Source organism: Halorubrum tibetense (assembly GCF_055396225.1).
The window spans coordinates 1,025,709-1,042,744 of the sequence record NZ_AP043742.1 but is presented as its reverse complement, the minus strand read 5'-3'; the positions used below and the strand labels follow the sequence as shown (position 1 = coordinate 1,042,744).

The following is a 17,036-nucleotide window of genomic DNA, read 5'->3' as shown; positions in this document are numbered from 1 at the left end:
GCGTTTTAGCCGATCGTCGCTTCGATCCCAGCCTCGTCTATGACCCGTTTCGCGTGGCGTGTCGCCCGCCCGCGGACGGCGTCGGCGTCGATCCCGACGTGCTCGCCGTCGTCGTACCGCACCTCGCCGCTGACCATCGTGAAGACGACGTCGTCGCCGTGAGCGGCGTACACGAGGTGCGAGAGCGGGTCGTGGATCGGGGTCGCGCGCGTCTTCTCGGTCGTGAGACCGATCAGGTCGGCTTCGTACCCGGGTTCGAGGCGACCGATCCGGTCGAACCCGGCCGCACGAGCGCCGTTGACCGTCGCCATTTCGAGGACCGTCGGCGCGGGGAGCCGGGTCGGGTCGAGCGCGTCTACTTTCCCGAGGAGGCTCGCCTGCCGCATCTCCGTGAACGGGTCGAGCGTGTTGTTACACGGCGGACCGTCGTTGCCGAGCGCGACGGTGATCCCGCGGTCGAGGTAGTCGTGGACGGGGGCGATCCCCGAGGCGAGCTTCATGTTCGATGAGGGACAGTGGGTAACGACGGTGTCCGTCTCCGCGAGCACTTCGCGCTCGCTCTCGTCCGTGTGGACGCAGTGAGCGAGCGTCACGTCCGGGCCGGTGAGTCCGACTTCGTCGAGCCAGTGGACGTTCCGCTTCCCGGTGTCGGCCTCGACGGTCGCGATCTCGCCCTTGTTCTCGCTGGCGTGGGTGTGGATCGTGACGCCGTCGTGGGCGTCCGCGATCTCCCGGCAGCCGCGGAGACACGCTTCCGTACAGGTGACGGCGAACCGCGGTGTGACTGCGTAGCGGATCCGCCCGTCGGCCGCGCCGTGGTACTCGCCGATCAGCGACTCCGTTTCGGCCAAGCCGGCGTCGGTGGGCTCTCGGAGGCCGTCGGGCGACTCCTTGTCCATCAGCACTTTCCCGAGGCGGCCGCGGATCCCCGTCTCGATCGCCGCCTCGAACGCCTCCGCCGCGTGGTTGACAGAGAGGTGATCGACCACCGTCGTCGTCCCCGATTCCAGACATTCGAGGTAGCCGAGCTCGGCGGCCGCCCGGGTGGCTTCCGCGTCCATCGCCGCCTCCATTGGCAACACGGCCTCGAACAGCCAGTCGAGCAGCTCGGCGTCGTCGGCGATCCCCCGACCGAGCGACTGGACCGAGTGGACGTGGCCGCCGACGAGCCCTGGCGCGACCAAGTCGAACGCGCGGCGCTCGTGGTCGGGGTAGGTCTCATGGAGGGCGTCCGCCTCGCCGACTGCGACGATCTCCCCGTCCGCGACGACGACTGCGCCGTCGTCGATCACGGTATCCGGGTCGGCGATGACGGTTCCGGTGATCAGCATATCCGTCCGTTTCTAACGGTCGACACTCAAGAGTCTTGCCGAACGGACGAGCGGACTGCGGGGACCGAGCGGACCACGGAGACCGAGCGGACCGCGGGGACCGAGCGGACCACGGAGACCGAGCGGACTGCGGGGACCGAGCGGACCGCGGGGACCGAGCGGACCGCGGGGACCGAGCGGACCACGGAGACCGAGCGGACCGCGACGGTGGAGGGTCGTTGAACGGGTAGCGCGTCGGGGGCGTTCACCGCCGACCCGACGGTAACCGCTTATAAGTCGAGTTCGGATTCGAGATCCGTCGGCTCCTCGTTCGTACGCGCTTCCCCACGGCGGTCGATCTCGTCGGCTACGCCTTCGGTCTCAAGTAGCCGGTCCAGCCGTCGCTCGAACTCCTCGTCGCCGATCTCGCCGGACGCGTACCGGTCGCGAAGGGTCGCGACCGGGTTCTCGTCGGTCGTCGCGTCGGCCGGCTCGGACGTCGATTCGATCAGCGGGAAGTCCTCGCCGAGAAGCGCCGCGACCGGGAGCACGATGAAGAAGCCGACGACGAAGGTCACGGGAACCGCTGTCCCCAAGCCCAACACCGCGAGCAGCGCCGTCACGCCGAATGTGAGGACGCCGAGGAGCCCGAGAAACCGCAGCTTCCCGAACGTCGGGAGGGCGTTCGACATGGCGTCGGATCTCCCGCGATCGGATAAAAACGTATCGCCGTCCGGGGCGCGGTCGGCTCGCTCCTATCGACGCCTATTCCCGTCGCCCACCCGCACCGATCGGTATGTTGCGGTACGTGACGACGAACCCGGGGAAGGTCCGCGAAGCCGAGCAGTACCTCGCCGACGGCTCCGTCGAGCAGCTCGACTTCGACTACACGGAGATCCAGTCGCCCGAGCTCGGCCCGATCGCGGCACGCGGCGCGCGCGAGGCGTATCGGGAGGCGGGCGGTCCCGTCCTCGTCGACGACGCGGGGCTGTTCATCGAAGGCCTCGACGGCTTCCCGGGCCCGTACTCCTCGTACGTCCAGGAAACGCTCGGAATCGAGCGGGTCCGCGAGCTCGCCCGTCCTCTCGAGAACGCCCGCGCTGCCTTCCGCTGTACCCTCGCGTACTGCGACGGCGAGGGATTCGCGGCGAGCCCCGACCCCGTCGACCGCGCGGACCGCGGGACGGCCGCGGCTGCGGGGCCTGACGACTCCGCATCGGACGCCGGGAGAACGGGGACTAACGCCGATGGAACGAACGCCGACGCCGCGGGAACGGAGCCCGCCGGTGAGACCGACCCCCTCCCGGTCAAGCTCTTCGAGGGGTACGTCCCCGGCCGGATCGTCGACCGCCGCGGCTCCGGCGGCTTCGGCTACGACCCGATCTTCGAGCACGCTGGCGAGACGTTCGCCGAGATGGACACCGAGCGGAAGAACGCCGTCTCGCACCGGGGTCGGGCGCTCGCGAAGTTCGCGGAGTGGTACGCCGAGCGCTGACCCGGGACGCCCGGATAGGGATCCTGACCGCTCGCCGGTCCTGTGCGCTTGCCGGCCCCGCGACTTACCAGTCCCGCGCCTCCCGGTCCGGCCCGGGATACTCGCCGCCGACGGCCTCCGGGTGGAGCCGTTCCGGGGAGAACACGGCAGCGAACGCCCGCGGTTCGCGAACGCTCACCGGCATCCGGTCGCGTAGTCCGGCGGCGGCCCCCGGGCCGGTCAAGGCGGGATCCATGCTTATCACCTGCATCGCGCCGCCGTGGTACGCCGACGCCAGCGCCGGATGGTCGCCGGCGGGGTGAGTCACCGGCTCACACCACGTCGCCAACTTCGCCCGCCAGTCGGCCGCGAGGGACGGATCCGCAACCGACGCGACAACCGCCTCGACGTCATCGAGTAGCGGATCGCTGGCGACGAGCGTCGTCCACGAGTGCTCCCGCAACACATCGAGTGCGTCGCGGGCCGCTCCGCCGACGAGCAGGTCGGCCGCCAGTACGTCGGCGTCGGCGACGACCCGCGCGGGGCTCGGCTCGACGTCTCTACTCATGGGTCCTCGCCTCCGTCCGTGTCATCCGCTTCCCGATCACGCCGCTCCGCGAGCGCGGTGACGACGGCACTCTCGTCGACGTCGTACCCGGCCGCCCGCTCGAACAGCTCCTCGAAGGTCATACCGGACCGATCGTCGCCGCCTATATCGGTGTGTCGGCCAGGTGGGGCGACCTGTCAACTGACTATCTACCGAAATACGGGCGTCTGACGCGAATATAAGTCGCTCCGGTCGGTCGATCCCGGTAGGCGCGCGGCCCGGACCGGCTCCGGTTCGGCGCGCCGTTCCCCCGGTTTTCGCGTGTCGATCGACCCGCCCGTGTGAGCCATGGCGTCCCCGAGCGGATCCGCGGAACCGCCCGTTTTTATCACTTCGACCGTAGTGTGAGGTATGAGATCGCGAGACGAGCCGTTCCTCGATCGGATCCGACAACCCGAGTACACCGGCGAGAACCGGTGTCTCCCGTGTACTGCCCTCAACGTCGCTATCGCGTTCCTCGCGACGGCTCTCGTCGCCCCGCTCGGCCCCGTGGCCGTCGCGGCCGTGTTCTTCGGGTCGATGGGCTCGATCTACTTCCGTGGCTACCTGATCCCCGGCACGCCACGGCTCACGAAACGCTACCTCCCGGACCCGGTCCTCGAACGGTTCGGCAAGGCGCCTGCCGGCCCCCGCGACGGCTGGGAGGTAGCCGACGATCCGGCCGTGGTCGAGACGGGCGATACGGGAAGCGGACGTGACGCTGACGCCGGCGATGGGACTATCGACGCCGATGAGACCGCTACCGACGAAACCGCCGACGGCAACGATGAGGTCATCGCTGGTGACGATGAGACGGCTGCCGACGAAACCGCCGACGGCAACGATGAAACCGACGACGAACCCGAGTTCGAGACGGTCGAACGCATCCAAAACCGTCGCGAGAACGCGGTCGACCCGCTCGAGTTCCTCCTCGACAGCGGGGCGGTCGTCCGGACCGACGGGATCGAGGAGCTCGCGTTCGACGAGGCGTTCGCCGACCGAGTGGCGGAACACGTCGAGCGGCTCGACCGCGAGTCGGTCACGCCCGAGATACTCGCCGAGCTGTTCGACGTCGACCCCGCCGCGATCGAGTTCAAGGACCGGTCGTATCCGGCGGTCACGGTCCGCCGTCGCGTCCGGAAGTGGCCCGGAGACGGCGCGTACCTCGCGGACGTCGCCTCCCACCTCGCGCTCTCGGAGCGCACGGACCGATGGAAGGATGTCCCCGTCGAGCAACGGCTCTCGATCCTCCAGTCGCTGCGATCGTTTCACACGGCGTGTCCGGTGTGTGACGGGTCGCTCGCGGCGACCGCGGACACGGTCGAGTCCTGCTGTCTCGCACACGAGGTCGTCGCCATCCGGTGTGACGACTGCGGCGAGCACGTCCTCGAACTGAATCCGGAGGAGGTCGAGACTGCCGGCCCCGACACGGGTATTACGCCCTGAGGCGAGCGACCCGTCCCCGCGTCCGGCTCCTCCTTCTCACTCCCCGTTTCGTGACCCGATCTCGACCCGCGGGTCGAGCGAGCCGTACGCGACGTCTTGGACGAGGTTGCCGAGGACACCGACGCCGATCACGACGACCGTTCCGCCGAGCAACACCGGAAGGTCGCGCTCGTTGACCGCCTCGAGCAACAGCAGTCCGAAGCCGTCGATGCCGAACAACACCTCGATGACGAACGCCGCGAGGACGAGGAGCCCGAGCGCCTCCGTGAACAGCATCGAGACGAACGGGATCGCGGCGTTTCGGACGACGTGAGTGGCCATCCGGAGGCTGGATCCGCCCTTCGCACGGACGAGGGTGACGAAGTCGGCCACCGCATACTCCCGCGAGTGTGCCCGCGCGTAGCTCACGTACCCGCCCAAAAGCGTCGTGAACGCTAATAGGACCGGCAGCGCGTGGTCGTACAGGAAGGCCGGGCGGTCGATGACCCCCCCGACGGACAGCGAGAGGACCATCCCGCCGATCCAGAAGTTCGGCAGCGCGAACAGCAGGTACGCTCCCGTCACGCTCCCGTTCGCGACCCGACTCTCCGGGCGAAGTGCCGCGTACAGTCCGATCGCGACGCCGGCGAGGATGGCCAGCAACACGGCTGGCACCACGTACCCGGCTGTTCGGAGCGCAGCGTCGGTCACGAGCGGGAAGACGGGCTCCCCGCTCGCCTGTGAGACGCCCCAGTCGAAGGTGGCCATGTTCGCCATCCAGCCGAGGTACACCTCGTGGAGCGGGCCGTCGAGCCCGCGTGCGGCGAAGTACTCGTTCCTGATCGCGTCCAACGCCTCCGGATCGTTTTCGCCGGCGAACCGGGCCGCGCCGATCTGGCCTTGAAGCACCCAGTCCTCGGTGAGCGTGAACAGCGCGAATACGGACGTGAGAACGACCCATGCGGTGGCGAGCCCGAGGAGGCCGCGCTTCGCGAGGAGACGCAGGAGGCTCATCCGTGGTCGACCGCGGGACGGCCGCGAGTGGAGGGCGTTCGGCTGGACCGTGATGTCATGTGATCGGGACGGTCGTCTCCCGACCGTATAAAACTGATCCAGCGATCCGGTTCATCGGTCCACGACTGTCCACCGATCGCGCTCAGTATCTCTATTCATTTCGCGGGATGGGCGATTGTATGAACGCTGTGGTAGTGTGGATGAGTATCTTTAACACGGTAAAGGAGGAACGACTATCAGTCCCCCTCCAATGTCATCGGCCGACGAGTCCCCGCGATTCGAAGATATCGACTGGGACAGACACGAAAATACTCGACGATACCTGACCGCAGAACGCGCGGCACTGCTCGCCGGTCTCGTCGCCGTCGTGACTCTCCGAGCGTCGGAAGCCGTCGCGAGTGTACCCACCCTCCTCGCCGTCTGGCGGCTCGAACGCATCGACTGGGTGTTCCTCCTCGCCGCGGTCGTCGTCATCTCCTATGGGGTGGTTCCGCTGCTTCGGGTCGCGCGGGACCGCCTCTCGGTCGCGGCGCTCACGCGGTATCCGGCGGCGACGGTCGCCGCGGTATTCGTGCTCGTGCTCGCCGTTGTCGGCCTCGTCGGACCGCTTTTGACCGGCTACGCCCCGCTCCGATTTCAACACGCGTTCCACGCCCCGGTCGGCTTCGCGAGCTCCGTGCCGCCCAGCGAGTGTCTCGGCGCCGAAACGGGCGAGCCCTTCGAACGGCTCTGTCACGGCTCCTGGGAGTATCCCCTCGGGACGAACGAGCGAGGCCACCCCTTGGGATTCCTCCTGATCGAGGGCGCGCGCGTCGCCGTGTACGTCAGCGTCATCTCGCTGGCGTTCATCGTCCCGATCGCCGCAGCCGTCGGCGTCGTCGCCGGGATCCGCGGCGGGCTCGTCGACGATATCCTGAGCTCGTACGTCGACGTCCAGCTGTGTCTCCCGGCTATCCTCGTCTACTTCATCGGATATGCGTACTGGGGGCCCTCACTGTTGTTGTTGCTCGCCACGTTCGGCGTGTTGAGCTGGGGCGGGATCGCCCGGCTGGTCCGCAGCGAGGTGATCCGCAGGCGGGAGGACGGATACGTCCTCGTCGCGCGGAGCCTCGGCGCGTCCGAGTCGTACATCGCCCGCAAACACGTCCTCCCGAACAGCACGAACACGCTCGTTCCCGCGGCGTTCCAGCTGTTGGCCCTGTTCGTCCTCATCGAGGCGGGGGTCGCGTTCCTCGGCTTCCACCAGCTGGAAACGTACTCGTGGGGGTCGACGATCAGCGAGTCGATCAACGCCGAGGTCGCGGGACAGCTCCAGAACCGGGCGGACGTGCCTGCGTATCAGATCTGGTGGGTGTCGGCGCTTCCGGCCGCCGCCCTGACGGCGACCCTGATCGCGTTCAAAACGCTCGGTGACTGCGTCCGCGATGCCCTCGACCCGCGGGGTGAACGATGACCGCCGGGAACGCCCATGACGACGCGCTGTTGTCGGTCCGCGACCTCCGGACCCACATCGACACGGGTGACGGTCGCCTCCACGCCGTCGACGGAGTCAGCTTCGACGTCGCCGCAGGGGAGACGGTGTGTCTCGTCGGCGAGTCGGGCAGCGGGAAGAGCGTCACCTGTGAGTCGATCACCGGTCTCGTCCCCTCCCCGCCGGTCAACGTCGTCGGCGGCTCGGCGACGTTCGACGGTGAGTCGCTCCTCGGCCGCTCGGACCGGGAGCTTCGCGCCGTCAGGGGAACCCGGATCGCTCACGTCTTCCAGAACCCCCAGCGGGCGCTTGACCCCGTGTACACCGTCGGCGAACAGGTCGCCGAACCCGTGGCGATACACGGCACCCAGAACGGCGAGACGCCCCGTGATCGAGCGGTCGACCTCCTCCGGCGTGTCGGTATCCCGCGCGCGAGCGAGCGAGCCGACGACTATCCACACGAGTTCTCCGGCGGGATGCAACAGCGGGTCGCGATCGCCATCGCGCTCGCGGCCGACCCCGACCTCGTCATCGCGGACGAGCCGACGACGGCGGTCGATGTCACCGTTCAGGCGCGGCTCATCGACCTGTTCCGGGAGCTGACCGACGACGAGACCGCGCTCCTTCTCGTCACGCACGACCTCCGCGTCACCGCGTCGCTCGCGGACCGCGTGCTCGTCATGTACGGCGGAACGATCCTCGAACGCGGCCCGGTCGGTGACGTGTTCTCGATGCCGGCACACCCGTACACGCAGGCGCTGTTTGGCAGCTACGGGGAGCGTCAGGAGTCGACCGACCCCCGACCGGCGCGGGGTGACGTTCCGACGGACGGCTGTCGGTTCCGCGGCGAGTGCCCGCACGCGGTCGACGCCTGTACCGGCGGCGATCAGCCGGCGTTTCACCCCGTCGAGGACGACCCGGCACACGCCGCATCGTGTGTCCACTACGCGCCCGACGGCGACTCGTCGTCGATCCGTGCTGCTGCGGCCGCGTCGTCGCCAACGGGATCGGAGTCGCCGTCGGACGCCTCGCTGTCACCGGATCCGACACGCTCTGACGACTCCCGCCCGGGGGTGGACACGGATGAGTGACGACCCGTTGTTGGCCGTCCGCGACCTGGAGACCCACTACCCGATCACGAAGGGGTGGCTCCGCCGCGAGGTCGGCCGGGTCCGTGCGGTTGACGGGATATCCTTCGATCTCGCCCGCGGCGAAACGCTCGGGTTGGTCGGCGAGTCCGGTAGCGGTAAGACGACGGCCGCCCACTCGATACTGGGTATCGAGACCCCGACGGGTGGGGAGATACGCTTCGACGGGACGCCGATCGAGGAGCGCTCCGGCGAGTCGCTACGCGCGTTCCGAAGACGGGTTCAGCTCGTCGTTCAGGACCCGAACGACGCGTTGAACCCGCGGATGCCGGTCGGGGAAGCGGTCGCCGAGCCGCTCACGGTTCACGGGTTCGACGACGCGGAGCGTCGACGCGCGATCGCCGAGGACCTGCTCGAACGGGTGGGGCTCTCGGCGGCGGACCACGGCCGCTATCCTCACGAGTTCTCCGGCGGAGAGAAACAGCGGATCTCGATCGCCCGGGCACTGATCGTGAACCCCGATCTCATCGTGGCGGACGAGCCGACCAGCGCGCTCGACGCTCGCGTCCGGGCCGACGTGCTCGACCTCCTCGCCGACATCCGCCGCGAGTTCGATGTCGCGGTGTTGTTCATCAGCCACGACCTCGACGTCGTCCGTCGGTTCTGCGACCGGGTCGCGGTGATGTACCTCGGGGAGATCGTCGAACGCGGTCCGACCGACGCGGTGTTCCGTGACCCCGATCATCCGTACACCCAGGTGCTCCGGTCGTCCGTCCCGTCGCTCGATCCGACGGATCGGCGGCTCGGCAGACCGCTCACGGAGACGGTCCCGGAGCCGAGCGACCCGCCATCAGGCTGCCGGTTCCACCCGCGGTGTCCGGCCGTGATATCGCCGGACTCCATCGACCTTCCGCGGGAGACGTGGCGGTCTGTCGCGGCGTTTCGGTTCACGGTCCAGACCGGCGAGCTCCCGCCTGCGGTCGCACCCGGCCGGGATGCCGATGGATCGATATCGGCTGACACCGTCCGGGAGACCTTCGACCTTCCCGACGCCGTTTCGGACGACACGCTCGACGAGACGATCGACCGAGCTGCCGCCGCGATCGCCGACGGGAACGTCGAACAAGCGGGTACTATCCTGGAGGCCGGCGTGCCGACGCCGTGTGAGTCGACGACGCCCGAGGCGGTCTCGCGTGGCGACGGTCGAAGCGTTCAGTGTCTCCGCTTCGACCCGTCCGTCGATGCCGACCAGATCGCTGACGATGGCTCTCGCCTCGGCGACGACTGACGGGGGTTCGACCCGGTCGGCGTCGATCGGCTGTGTTATCGAATGATACGCACGGTCGTCTCGTCGGCCAATCCCTTTGCCGCCGAGTCGGTCGTGTTCACCGACGCACCGATGGTGTACTCCCCGGGCTCCGCCGGCTCCCAGTCGGTATCGGTCACACGGAACATCTGGTCCCACCGCTTGTGGAACCGCTTGTGTTCCCCGCGGTCGAACTCGAACCGACCGGTCTCGTCCGGCGGGTCGCGCAGCGGCACGGCGGATGCCTCCACGTCGCCGTCGACGTTCCACGTCCAGAGCACCGGGGACGCCGTGGTGAGCGACACCGGAAACGGGACGTGGTTGCGTATCGTGACCGTGAACGGGATCGATTCGCCGACCCCGTACTCCGACTCGGGCGTCGTCACGTCGACGGACACGAACCGGTGTCTGACGCCGTGCGGGACGAGGAGATCACTGAGCGTCGAGGAGGGGACCGAGCGCAGCGCCTGGAGCTTCGTCTCCCGTTTGATCTCGTTCGGCGCGCCCGGATCGTCGTCGTCACGGTGGATCGCGCCCGAGTCGTATATCCGTCGCATCGGCCGTCGTACGTGGTCGAGAAAAATAAAACGACGGACACGGTCGTCCGAGCGGGTTCGGCCGGTACCAGCGGTCGTTAGTCGTCCGCGTTCCCGCGGTCCGCGCTGGCTCCCGTGGTCGGTGCCGCGCCGCGGAACGTGTCCGTCGTCTCGTCGAACCGGTCGTCGTACCGGATACACGCGATGTCGTGTTCCGGTCCGGTCGCGTAGAACTCGGGGTGATGCTCCGAACACGGCGACGTGAACGCCTCGTCGAGCCGTTCGGCGGCCGCCTCGATCCGATCGTTGTGGAGCGCGTCGATCGCCTCCGTGATCACCGTTTCGGCCTCGGGGTCCCCCAGCGTCTCCGGGAGGTCGAACTCCGTACGGACCATCTCGTCGAACACGCTCCGTGCGGCCTCGGTCGCCTCCGTCCGGCTCCCGTCTGTCTCCCCTTCCAGCTCCGCGGTCACGGACTCCACCGTGTCCGCCTGTTGTGTCCGCAGCTTGAAATCCATGACCGAGCGCCACACCTCTTGTGTGAGGTCGTAGTCGGCGTCGCGGATCACTTTCGGACACCGCGTGTGGAACCGGCAGCCGGACGGCGGATTGAGCGGTGACGGCACCGTCCCGGTGAGGAATATCTGGTCTCCCTCCCACAACGGGTCGGGCTCGGGTATTGCCGAAAGCAACGCCTCCGAGTACGGGTGATACGGCGGTTCGAACACGTCCCGCGTCGGTCCGATCTCGGCGATCTCGCCGAGGTACATGACCGCGATCCGGTCGGAGATGTGCTCGACGACGCTGAGGTCGTGGGCGATGAAGATATACGACAGCCCGAACTCCTCTTGGAGGTCCTCCAACAGGTTGAGGATCTGTGCCTGGACGCTCACGTCCAGCGCCGACACCGGCTCGTCACAGACGATCACTTCTGGGTCGACCGCGAGCGCCCGGGCGATACCGATCCGCTGCCGCTGGCCGCCGGAGAACTCGTGTGGGTACCGGTTCGCGTGGCTCGCGTTCAACCCCACCGTCTCCAACAGCTCGTAGATTCGTTCCTTTCGCTCCTCGCCGGTGGCGATCCCGTGGATGTCGAGCGGCTCGCCGATGATGTCGCCCACGGTGAGTCGCGGGTTCAGACTCGAGAACGGGTCCTGGAAGATGTACTGGATGTCCTTTCTGACGTCGCGCAGCTCCGAGCTCGAGAACTCGGTCAGGTCCTCGCCTTTGAAGTACACCGAGCCGCCGGTCGGCTCGATGAGTCGGAGCATGCTCCGACCGAGCGACGTCTTCCCGCAGCCGGACTCGCCGACCACGCCCAGCGTCTCGCCCTCGTGCAGCTCGAGGTCGACGCCGTCGACCGCCTTTACCCACTGTGATCGGCCGAAGAGTTTGTCGATGAACCCACCGGTCGAGTCGTAGTACTTCTCGAGCCCGTCGACTTCGAGGATCGGCTCCCCGCGATCACTCACGGGAACCACCCTCCACGTACTGCCGAACCGTCTCGTCCACCGGCCCGTCTACCTCGACCGTGTAATCGAGACCTCTGGAGAGTCCCTCGGTGTACTCGACACAGGCGGCCGCACGTTCCGTCTCGATCCCGGCCTCGCGGTCGGTTTCGAGGTCGACAAGCGGCGGCTCCGTCCGGGTACACTTCTCCTCGGCGAACGGACACCGGGGATGGAAGCTACATCCCGAGGGCAGCTCGACGAGGTCCGGCATCGTCCCCGGGATCGTTTGGAGGCGGTCGCGCGGGTCTCCCACCCGTGGGATCGAGCTCATCAGCCCGACCGTGTACGGGTGTTTCGGGTCGTAGTACAGGTCCTCGACCGGCGCCTTCTCGACCGGCTTCCCGGCGTACATGACCATCACGCGGTCACACACCTGCGCGATCACGCCGAGGTCGTGGGTGATGAGCTGGATCGCGACATCGAAGTCGTCCGCGAGCTCGCTGAGCTCGTCGAGGATCTGTGCCTCGATGGTGACGTCGAGCGCCGTCGTCGGCTCGTCGGCGACGATGAGATCGGGATCACACGACAGGGCCATCGCGATGATCGCCCGCTGTTGCATCCCGCCGGAGAACTCGTGGGGGTAGTCGGAGAACCGTTCTTCGGCCTCCGGGATCCCTACCCGGTCGAGCAGCTGTATCGTCCGGTCCCGTGCCTCCGCCGAGCCGTAATCCATGTGGTGTTCGATCGCCTCGGCGATCTGTTCACCGACGGTGTACACCGGATTCAACGCGGTCTGGGCGTCTTGGAAGATCATCGCGATCTCGTTGCCCCGGATCGACCGGACCTCCTCTTCGGACATCTCGAGGAGGTTCTCGCCCTTGAATCGGATCTCGCCGCTCTCGATCCGGCCGGGACTCTCGATGAGTCGGAGCACGGACAGCGCGGTCACGCTCTTTCCGGCCCCGCTTTCCCCGACTACGCCGAACTTCTCGCCGCTGTCGATCCGATACGAGAGCCCGTCGACGGCGGTGACCACGCCCTCCTGCGTGTAGAACCGGACTGTCAGGTCCTCCACTTCGAGGAGAGCCATCAGTCGTCACCCCCGCGGCCGACACCCGTCTCCTGTGCGTCCAACGCGTCGTTGATACCGTCACCGATCATGTTCATCGCCATCACGAACGTGAAGATCGCCGCACCGGGGTACACCGTCGCCCACCAGGGGATCTGTCCGCCCGGCCCCTGGATCAGCGTCTCGCGTGTCTCGTCGAGCATCGTCCCCCACTCGGCGGTGCTCGGGTCCATCCCGAGCCCTAGGAAGCCGAGTGCGGCGACGCCGATCACGACGCTGCCGATGTTGAGCGACGCCAACACGATGAGTGGCGGCATCGCGTTCGGCGCGATGTGTCTGAACACGACCGATCGGTCGCGCGCGCCGAGCGCTTTGGCCGCCATCACGTACTCGTTCTCCTTGATTTTCAGCACTTCACCGCGGACGAGCCGACCGTAGCCGGCCCAGCCGAAGAGGCTGAACGCCAGCACGAGCTGCCAGTAGCCGCCGCCGAGGATGGCGACGATGATGAGCGCCAGGATCAGGCCGGGGAACGCGAAGATGGTGTCGACGATCCGCATCATCACTTCGTCGACGTTCCCGCCGTAGTAGCCGGAGATGGCGCCGTAGATCAGCCCGAACGACGCCGTCAGTCCGACGACGATGAAGCCGATCGAGATGCTGTATCGGCCGCCGACGAGGATCCGGGAGAACAGGTCACGCCCGGAGCCATCGATACCCATCGGATACTGCCAAGACGGCGGGTCGTAGATTCCGACGTTCGGGTCGACCGTGAAGTAGATGATCGTAGTCGGGTCGTACGGCGCCAGTGAGAACGGCTGGACGACGTAGCCGCCGATCTCGATCGGCCGTGCGAAGATCGCGATCAGCGACATCAGGACCACGACAACGAGCGCGCCCATCGCCGAGCGGTTACGGACGAACCGCTGGAGGCCGCGTCGCCATCGGCTCATCGTCTCACCGCTCGTCTCACCTGTCCAATCGGAGAGGGGTTCCCGGTTTCGGACGCGATCCGCGTCGAACCCGGAGATCCGGATCCGACCTCGTTCGTCGGTAGGGTTGTCGGTGTCAGTCATATCTGATCCTCGGGTCGAGTGCGGCGTACAGGATGTCCGCGATGAGGTTCGCGACGATGACGAAGAAGCCGGTGAACAGCGTGATCGCCATCACGACGTTGATCTCACGTTGGTTGATCGCTTGGATGAACTCGAAGCCCAGCCCCGGCCAGTTGAACACGGTCTCGACGACGACGGAGCCCGCCACGATCCCTGCAGTCAGGGTCGCGGCGAGCGTCACGACGGAGATGAGCGAGTTCCGGAGCACGTGTTTGAACACGACCGTTCGCTCGGGAAGCCCCTTCGCGCGGGCGGCAGTGACGTACTCCTTGTTCAGCTCCTCCGCCATTGACGTCCGCATCACCCGCATGATACTCGCGGCCGACGCCGTCCCGATCGTGACCCCCGGTAAGATGAGATACCAGAGCATCTCGGGGTGATACAGCGGGAGCCGCGACGGTGGTAACACCGGGAACAGGCCGACGTATAGCGAGAATATCAGGATCAACATCAGCCCGAGCCAGAAGTTCGGGATCGAGATGCCGGACAGTGCGATGAAGCGGCTTACCGTGTCACCGAGGCGGTCCTTGTTGACCGCCGCGTAGATCCCTGTCGGGATCGCAACGACGAGCGCGAACACCCAGCCGAAGATACCGAGCGCGATCGTCTCAGGGAGACGCCGCCAGACGATACCCGAGACGTCACGTCCCGTGCGGAGTTCCTGTCCGAAGTCACCGACCATCACGTTCGTGATCCACGTGAAGTACTGCTCGTAGACGGGGCCCGAAAGCCCCCACCGCTCCCGGAGCTGTGCTTCTTCTGCCGCGGAGACGTCCGGGTTCAACGCGACCAGCTGCGAAATCGGATCGCCGGGGGTCAGATGGAACAGCCCGAACGTGATCACGGACACGCCGAACAGGATCGGGATCACCGATAGTACGCGTTTCAGTATGAAACGTTGGAGGCTCATCGTCGCTGGGTCACCGTGGTGGGGTCATTGGTAAATGGTGGGTGGGTTGGCTGTCTGTTCGGTCGGGAAGAGAGCGTTCCGCCGACCGCGGTTCGGCGGCTGGCTTACTCCGCGTGGTCGTCCGCGACTTCCTGGAGCAGCTCCTCCGCCCGTTCGGGGTCGTACTCGTTCGTCGGCCGGATCTCGTCTTCGAGCGCGTCGTGATCGACGGTCCCGGAGCCGTGTGCCAGCTCGGGAAGGTCCGTCCAGGCGGGGCGGCCCCAGCCGTTCAACACGTTGTCGACGATCTGCTGGCGCGGAACGAGGTGGTTGATCGCTTGCCGGACGCGGCGGTCGTCGAACGGTTCGACGTCAACCGGGTACTGGATGTACTCGTACCCGCCGGTTTCGACGCCGTGGACGAGGTACCCGTCGTCGGCGTCGAAGTCGTCGAGCGTCCCGCTGGCGAGGCCGTACGTGATGTCGATCTCGTCGTTCTGGAGTGCGCCCGAGCGCGTCGCGTCGTCGGGAACGATCTCCAGCTCGAAGCGGTCGACGACGGGGCCATCCGGGAAGTCGGCCGAGCCGTCGAACCAGGAGAACGCCTCCTCGACGCCCTTCTGTTCGACCCAGTAGTCGTCGAACTTCTCGACCTCGTAGAACTGCTCGTCCTCGAACTCGTCGAACTCGTACGGACCCGTCCCGATCGGGATGTTCCCTTCGCGCGGATCGAGGTTCCCCTTCTCGATCTCGTCGAGTTGGGTGGAGTTGAGAATGAGGAGCCCGGGCAGCTCGCGGTCGCCCTCGGCGTCCGGAACCTGTGCGTACATGTCGACCGTGTACTCGTCGACTTCGGTCACGGCCAGCACCGAGTCGTACGTCTGCGGCGCGAGCTGGGAGCCCTCGGCGTACTCGTACGTTGCCACGACGTCCTCGGCGGTGAGTTCGTCGCCGTTGTGGAACTCGACGCCCTCGTGCAGCTCGTAGCGGAAGTGCATCCCGTAGGTGCCGTCCTCGGCCGCCTCACGAGCGTCCTCGTGGGTGAGGATGTCGACTTCGCCGTCCTCGGCTTCGCCCGTGATGATAGCGTATTCGTCGCCGGCGGGCACACCGTCCTCGGTCGCCTCGACGGTCCGCATGTACTCGTCGTACACGGAGCGGTCGATGTCTTGGACGTCGAGCAGCTCGAAGTCGCGGGCGAGCCACGGGTAGATGTTCCCCTGGGAGTCGGTCGCGGTGAGCGCCTCGAAGAGGAACCCCTGTGCCATCGTCGAGGTCGTGTCGCTGCTGTGTGGCGGGTCGAACGAGTCGACGTTCGCGCCGAGGCCACCGCGGAGCGTGCCTCCCTCCTGGAGGTCGGAGATGTCAGCGTCGAAGTCCGCCGCGGAGTCGCGGTCGAGCCACATGACCTGCTCGTCCTGCGGGGCGTACATGTTGTAGCTGAAGAGCCCCTCGTTGAAGGGCCACATGTTGAACCCGTGAACGTCCGTGCTGGCGACGGCCGTCGCGAGGTCGAAGTGCGTGATGGAGCTGTACGCTTCCTCGGCGAGCGTTCGCCAGATCTCGTCGTAGCGCTCCGCGCGCAGCTGCGGATCCTCCGCGACGTCGGCACCGTATCGAGCCGTGTCGAGGAGCTCGTCGAGATCGGAGTCGGAGATGCCCGTGAGGTTACAACACGCGCCGATGTTCGCGGTGTTGTGGAGCGCGTCACAGAAGCTGTGCGGGTTGAACGTCCCCGACAGCCCGATACAGGGAACGATGTTCTCGCCGTCGGGATATCGGGATCGAGGACGCGGCCGACGTACGTGTTCCACTCGTACGTCTCGACCTCCGTCTCGAAGTAGCCGGTCTGCTCCATCGATTCGGCGATGAGCTCGACCAGCTGGACGCGGTCGTCGTTGTCCGCGTTGACTTCGAGCTGGACTTCGAGCGGGAACAGTCCGTCTTCGTCACCTGGACCTTGGGGGCCTTCACCCTCTTGATCACCACATCCGGCCAGCCCGGCAGCGCCGGCCGCGCCGATGGTGGTGAGGACCCTACGTCGATTTATCGTCCGGCTATCGCCGGAGCCTTCGTGCCGACTTGGCATACCATGTTACTTCTACCGATCACTATAATATGTTACGAATACTGTCTCGTACGGTTGTCACGCCCTGAAACTGACGATTTCTCCAAACACCTCTGAAAAACTGCTGAAATTATCTTATATATACCCTCTGTGGAGAGTAATAATTGCATCTATCGGATCCGGACTGCATATGATTTCTTCTATCGACTCGGACGGCGTCGGTAGAACGGTCGT

Annotated in this window: 14 protein-coding genes and 2 pseudogenes; 5 read left to right on the top strand and 11 right to left on the bottom strand. The window is 66.7% G+C overall.

Features of this window, described 5'->3' with window-relative positions; all coding sequences use genetic code 11:
* Window positions 1-5: 5 nt before the first annotated feature.
* Complete coding sequence (locus ACZ5TV_RS05325) at window positions 6-1,331, bottom strand: 5'-deoxyadenosine deaminase (RefSeq protein WP_379782927.1); 1,326 nt, start codon at window positions 1,329-1,331, stop codon at window positions 6-8.
* Between the two features lie 269 nt (window positions 1,332-1,600).
* On the bottom strand, window positions 1,601-2,002 hold the full coding sequence (locus ACZ5TV_RS05320; RefSeq protein WP_379782929.1) for an SHOCT domain-containing protein: 402 nt from the start codon (window positions 2,000-2,002) through the stop codon (window positions 1,601-1,603).
* A 104-nt stretch (window positions 2,003-2,106) separates the two neighbouring features.
* Here ACZ5TV_RS05320 and ACZ5TV_RS05315 point away from each other — a divergent pair, with 104 nt between their 5' ends.
* On the top strand, window positions 2,107-2,805 hold the full coding sequence (locus ACZ5TV_RS05315) for a non-canonical purine NTP pyrophosphatase (protein ID WP_464384197.1): 699 nt from the start codon (window positions 2,107-2,109) through the stop codon (window positions 2,803-2,805).
* Window positions 2,806-2,869: 64 nt separating this feature from the next.
* On the opposite strand, the pseudogene ACZ5TV_RS05310 reads toward ACZ5TV_RS05315, so the two are convergent.
* Both ACZ5TV_RS05310 and ACZ5TV_RS05305 read right to left on the bottom strand, forming a co-directional pair.
* Window positions 2,870-3,337 (bottom strand): annotated as a pseudogene (locus ACZ5TV_RS05310) (DUF7384 family protein); the annotation flags it as partial.
* A gap of 11 nt (window positions 3,338-3,348) precedes the next feature.
* Complete coding sequence (locus ACZ5TV_RS05305) at window positions 3,349-3,474, bottom strand: hypothetical protein (protein ID WP_379779814.1); 126 nt, start codon at window positions 3,472-3,474, stop codon at window positions 3,349-3,351.
* Between the two features lie 268 nt (window positions 3,475-3,742).
* Between ACZ5TV_RS05305 and ACZ5TV_RS05300 the strand changes: the two genes are divergently transcribed.
* A complete protein-coding gene (locus ACZ5TV_RS05300) occupies window positions 3,743-4,816 on the top strand; it encodes a DUF8054 domain-containing protein (RefSeq protein WP_379779815.1) in 1,074 nt (357 codons plus the stop codon).
* 36 nt (window positions 4,817-4,852) lie between these two features.
* Here the strand turns inward: ACZ5TV_RS05300 and ACZ5TV_RS05295 are convergent, their stop codons facing one another.
* Complete coding sequence (locus tag ACZ5TV_RS05295) at window positions 4,853-5,809, bottom strand: ABC transporter permease (protein ID WP_379779816.1); 957 nt, start codon at window positions 5,807-5,809, stop codon at window positions 4,853-4,855.
* Window positions 5,810-6,059: 250 nt separating this feature from the next.
* Here ACZ5TV_RS05295 and ACZ5TV_RS05290 point away from each other — a divergent pair, with 250 nt between their 5' ends.
* From ACZ5TV_RS05290 to ACZ5TV_RS05280, 3 genes are read left to right on the top strand one after another with little or no spacing between them, the layout of a single operon-like run.
* Complete coding sequence (locus ACZ5TV_RS05290; RefSeq protein WP_379779818.1) at window positions 6,060-7,262, top strand: ABC transporter permease; 1,203 nt, start codon at window positions 6,060-6,062, stop codon at window positions 7,260-7,262.
* The gene (locus ACZ5TV_RS05285) at window positions 7,259-8,371 is read left to right on the top strand and encodes an ABC transporter ATP-binding protein (RefSeq protein WP_379779820.1); all 1,113 of its coding nucleotides are present in this window, start codon (window positions 7,259-7,261) and stop codon (window positions 8,369-8,371) included. The genes ACZ5TV_RS05290 and ACZ5TV_RS05285 overlap by 4 nt, the downstream gene beginning before the upstream one ends.
* Entirely contained in the window at window positions 8,364-9,656 is a 1,293-nt protein-coding gene (locus ACZ5TV_RS05280) for an ABC transporter ATP-binding protein (protein WP_379779822.1), read from the top strand. Before ACZ5TV_RS05285 ends, ACZ5TV_RS05280 begins: the two co-directional genes overlap by 8 nt.
* A gap of 35 nt (window positions 9,657-9,691) precedes the next feature.
* Here the strand turns inward: ACZ5TV_RS05280 and ACZ5TV_RS05275 are convergent, their stop codons facing one another.
* The 6 genes and pseudogenes from ACZ5TV_RS05275 to ACZ5TV_RS05250 all read right to left on the bottom strand — a co-directional run bounded on the left by ACZ5TV_RS05275 (window position 9,692) and on the right by ACZ5TV_RS05250 (window position 16,616).
* Window positions 9,692-10,231 (bottom strand): hypothetical protein, encoded by a 540-nt coding sequence (locus tag ACZ5TV_RS05275; protein ID WP_379779824.1) that lies wholly within the window; start codon window positions 10,229-10,231, stop codon window positions 9,692-9,694.
* A 77-nt stretch (window positions 10,232-10,308) separates the two neighbouring features.
* Entirely contained in the window at window positions 10,309-11,682 is a 1,374-nt protein-coding gene (locus ACZ5TV_RS05270; RefSeq protein WP_379779826.1) for an ABC transporter ATP-binding protein, read from the bottom strand.
* Window positions 11,675-12,751 (bottom strand): ABC transporter ATP-binding protein, encoded by a 1,077-nt coding sequence (locus tag ACZ5TV_RS05265; protein WP_379779828.1) that lies wholly within the window; start codon window positions 12,749-12,751, stop codon window positions 11,675-11,677. Before ACZ5TV_RS05265 ends, ACZ5TV_RS05270 begins: the two co-directional genes overlap by 8 nt.
* Window positions 12,751-13,806, bottom strand: a complete 1,056-nt coding sequence (locus ACZ5TV_RS05260) for an ABC transporter permease (protein ID WP_379779830.1) — start codon at window positions 13,804-13,806, stop codon at window positions 12,751-12,753. Before ACZ5TV_RS05260 ends, ACZ5TV_RS05265 begins: the two co-directional genes overlap by 1 nt.
* Window positions 13,799-14,755 (bottom strand): ABC transporter permease, encoded by a 957-nt coding sequence (locus ACZ5TV_RS05255; RefSeq protein WP_379779832.1) that lies wholly within the window; start codon window positions 14,753-14,755, stop codon window positions 13,799-13,801. The genes ACZ5TV_RS05260 and ACZ5TV_RS05255 overlap by 8 nt, the downstream gene beginning before the upstream one ends.
* 104 nt (window positions 14,756-14,859) lie before the next feature.
* Window positions 14,860-16,616 (bottom strand): annotated as a pseudogene (locus ACZ5TV_RS05250) (ABC transporter substrate-binding protein).
* Between the last annotated feature and the right edge of the window lie 420 nt (window positions 16,617-17,036).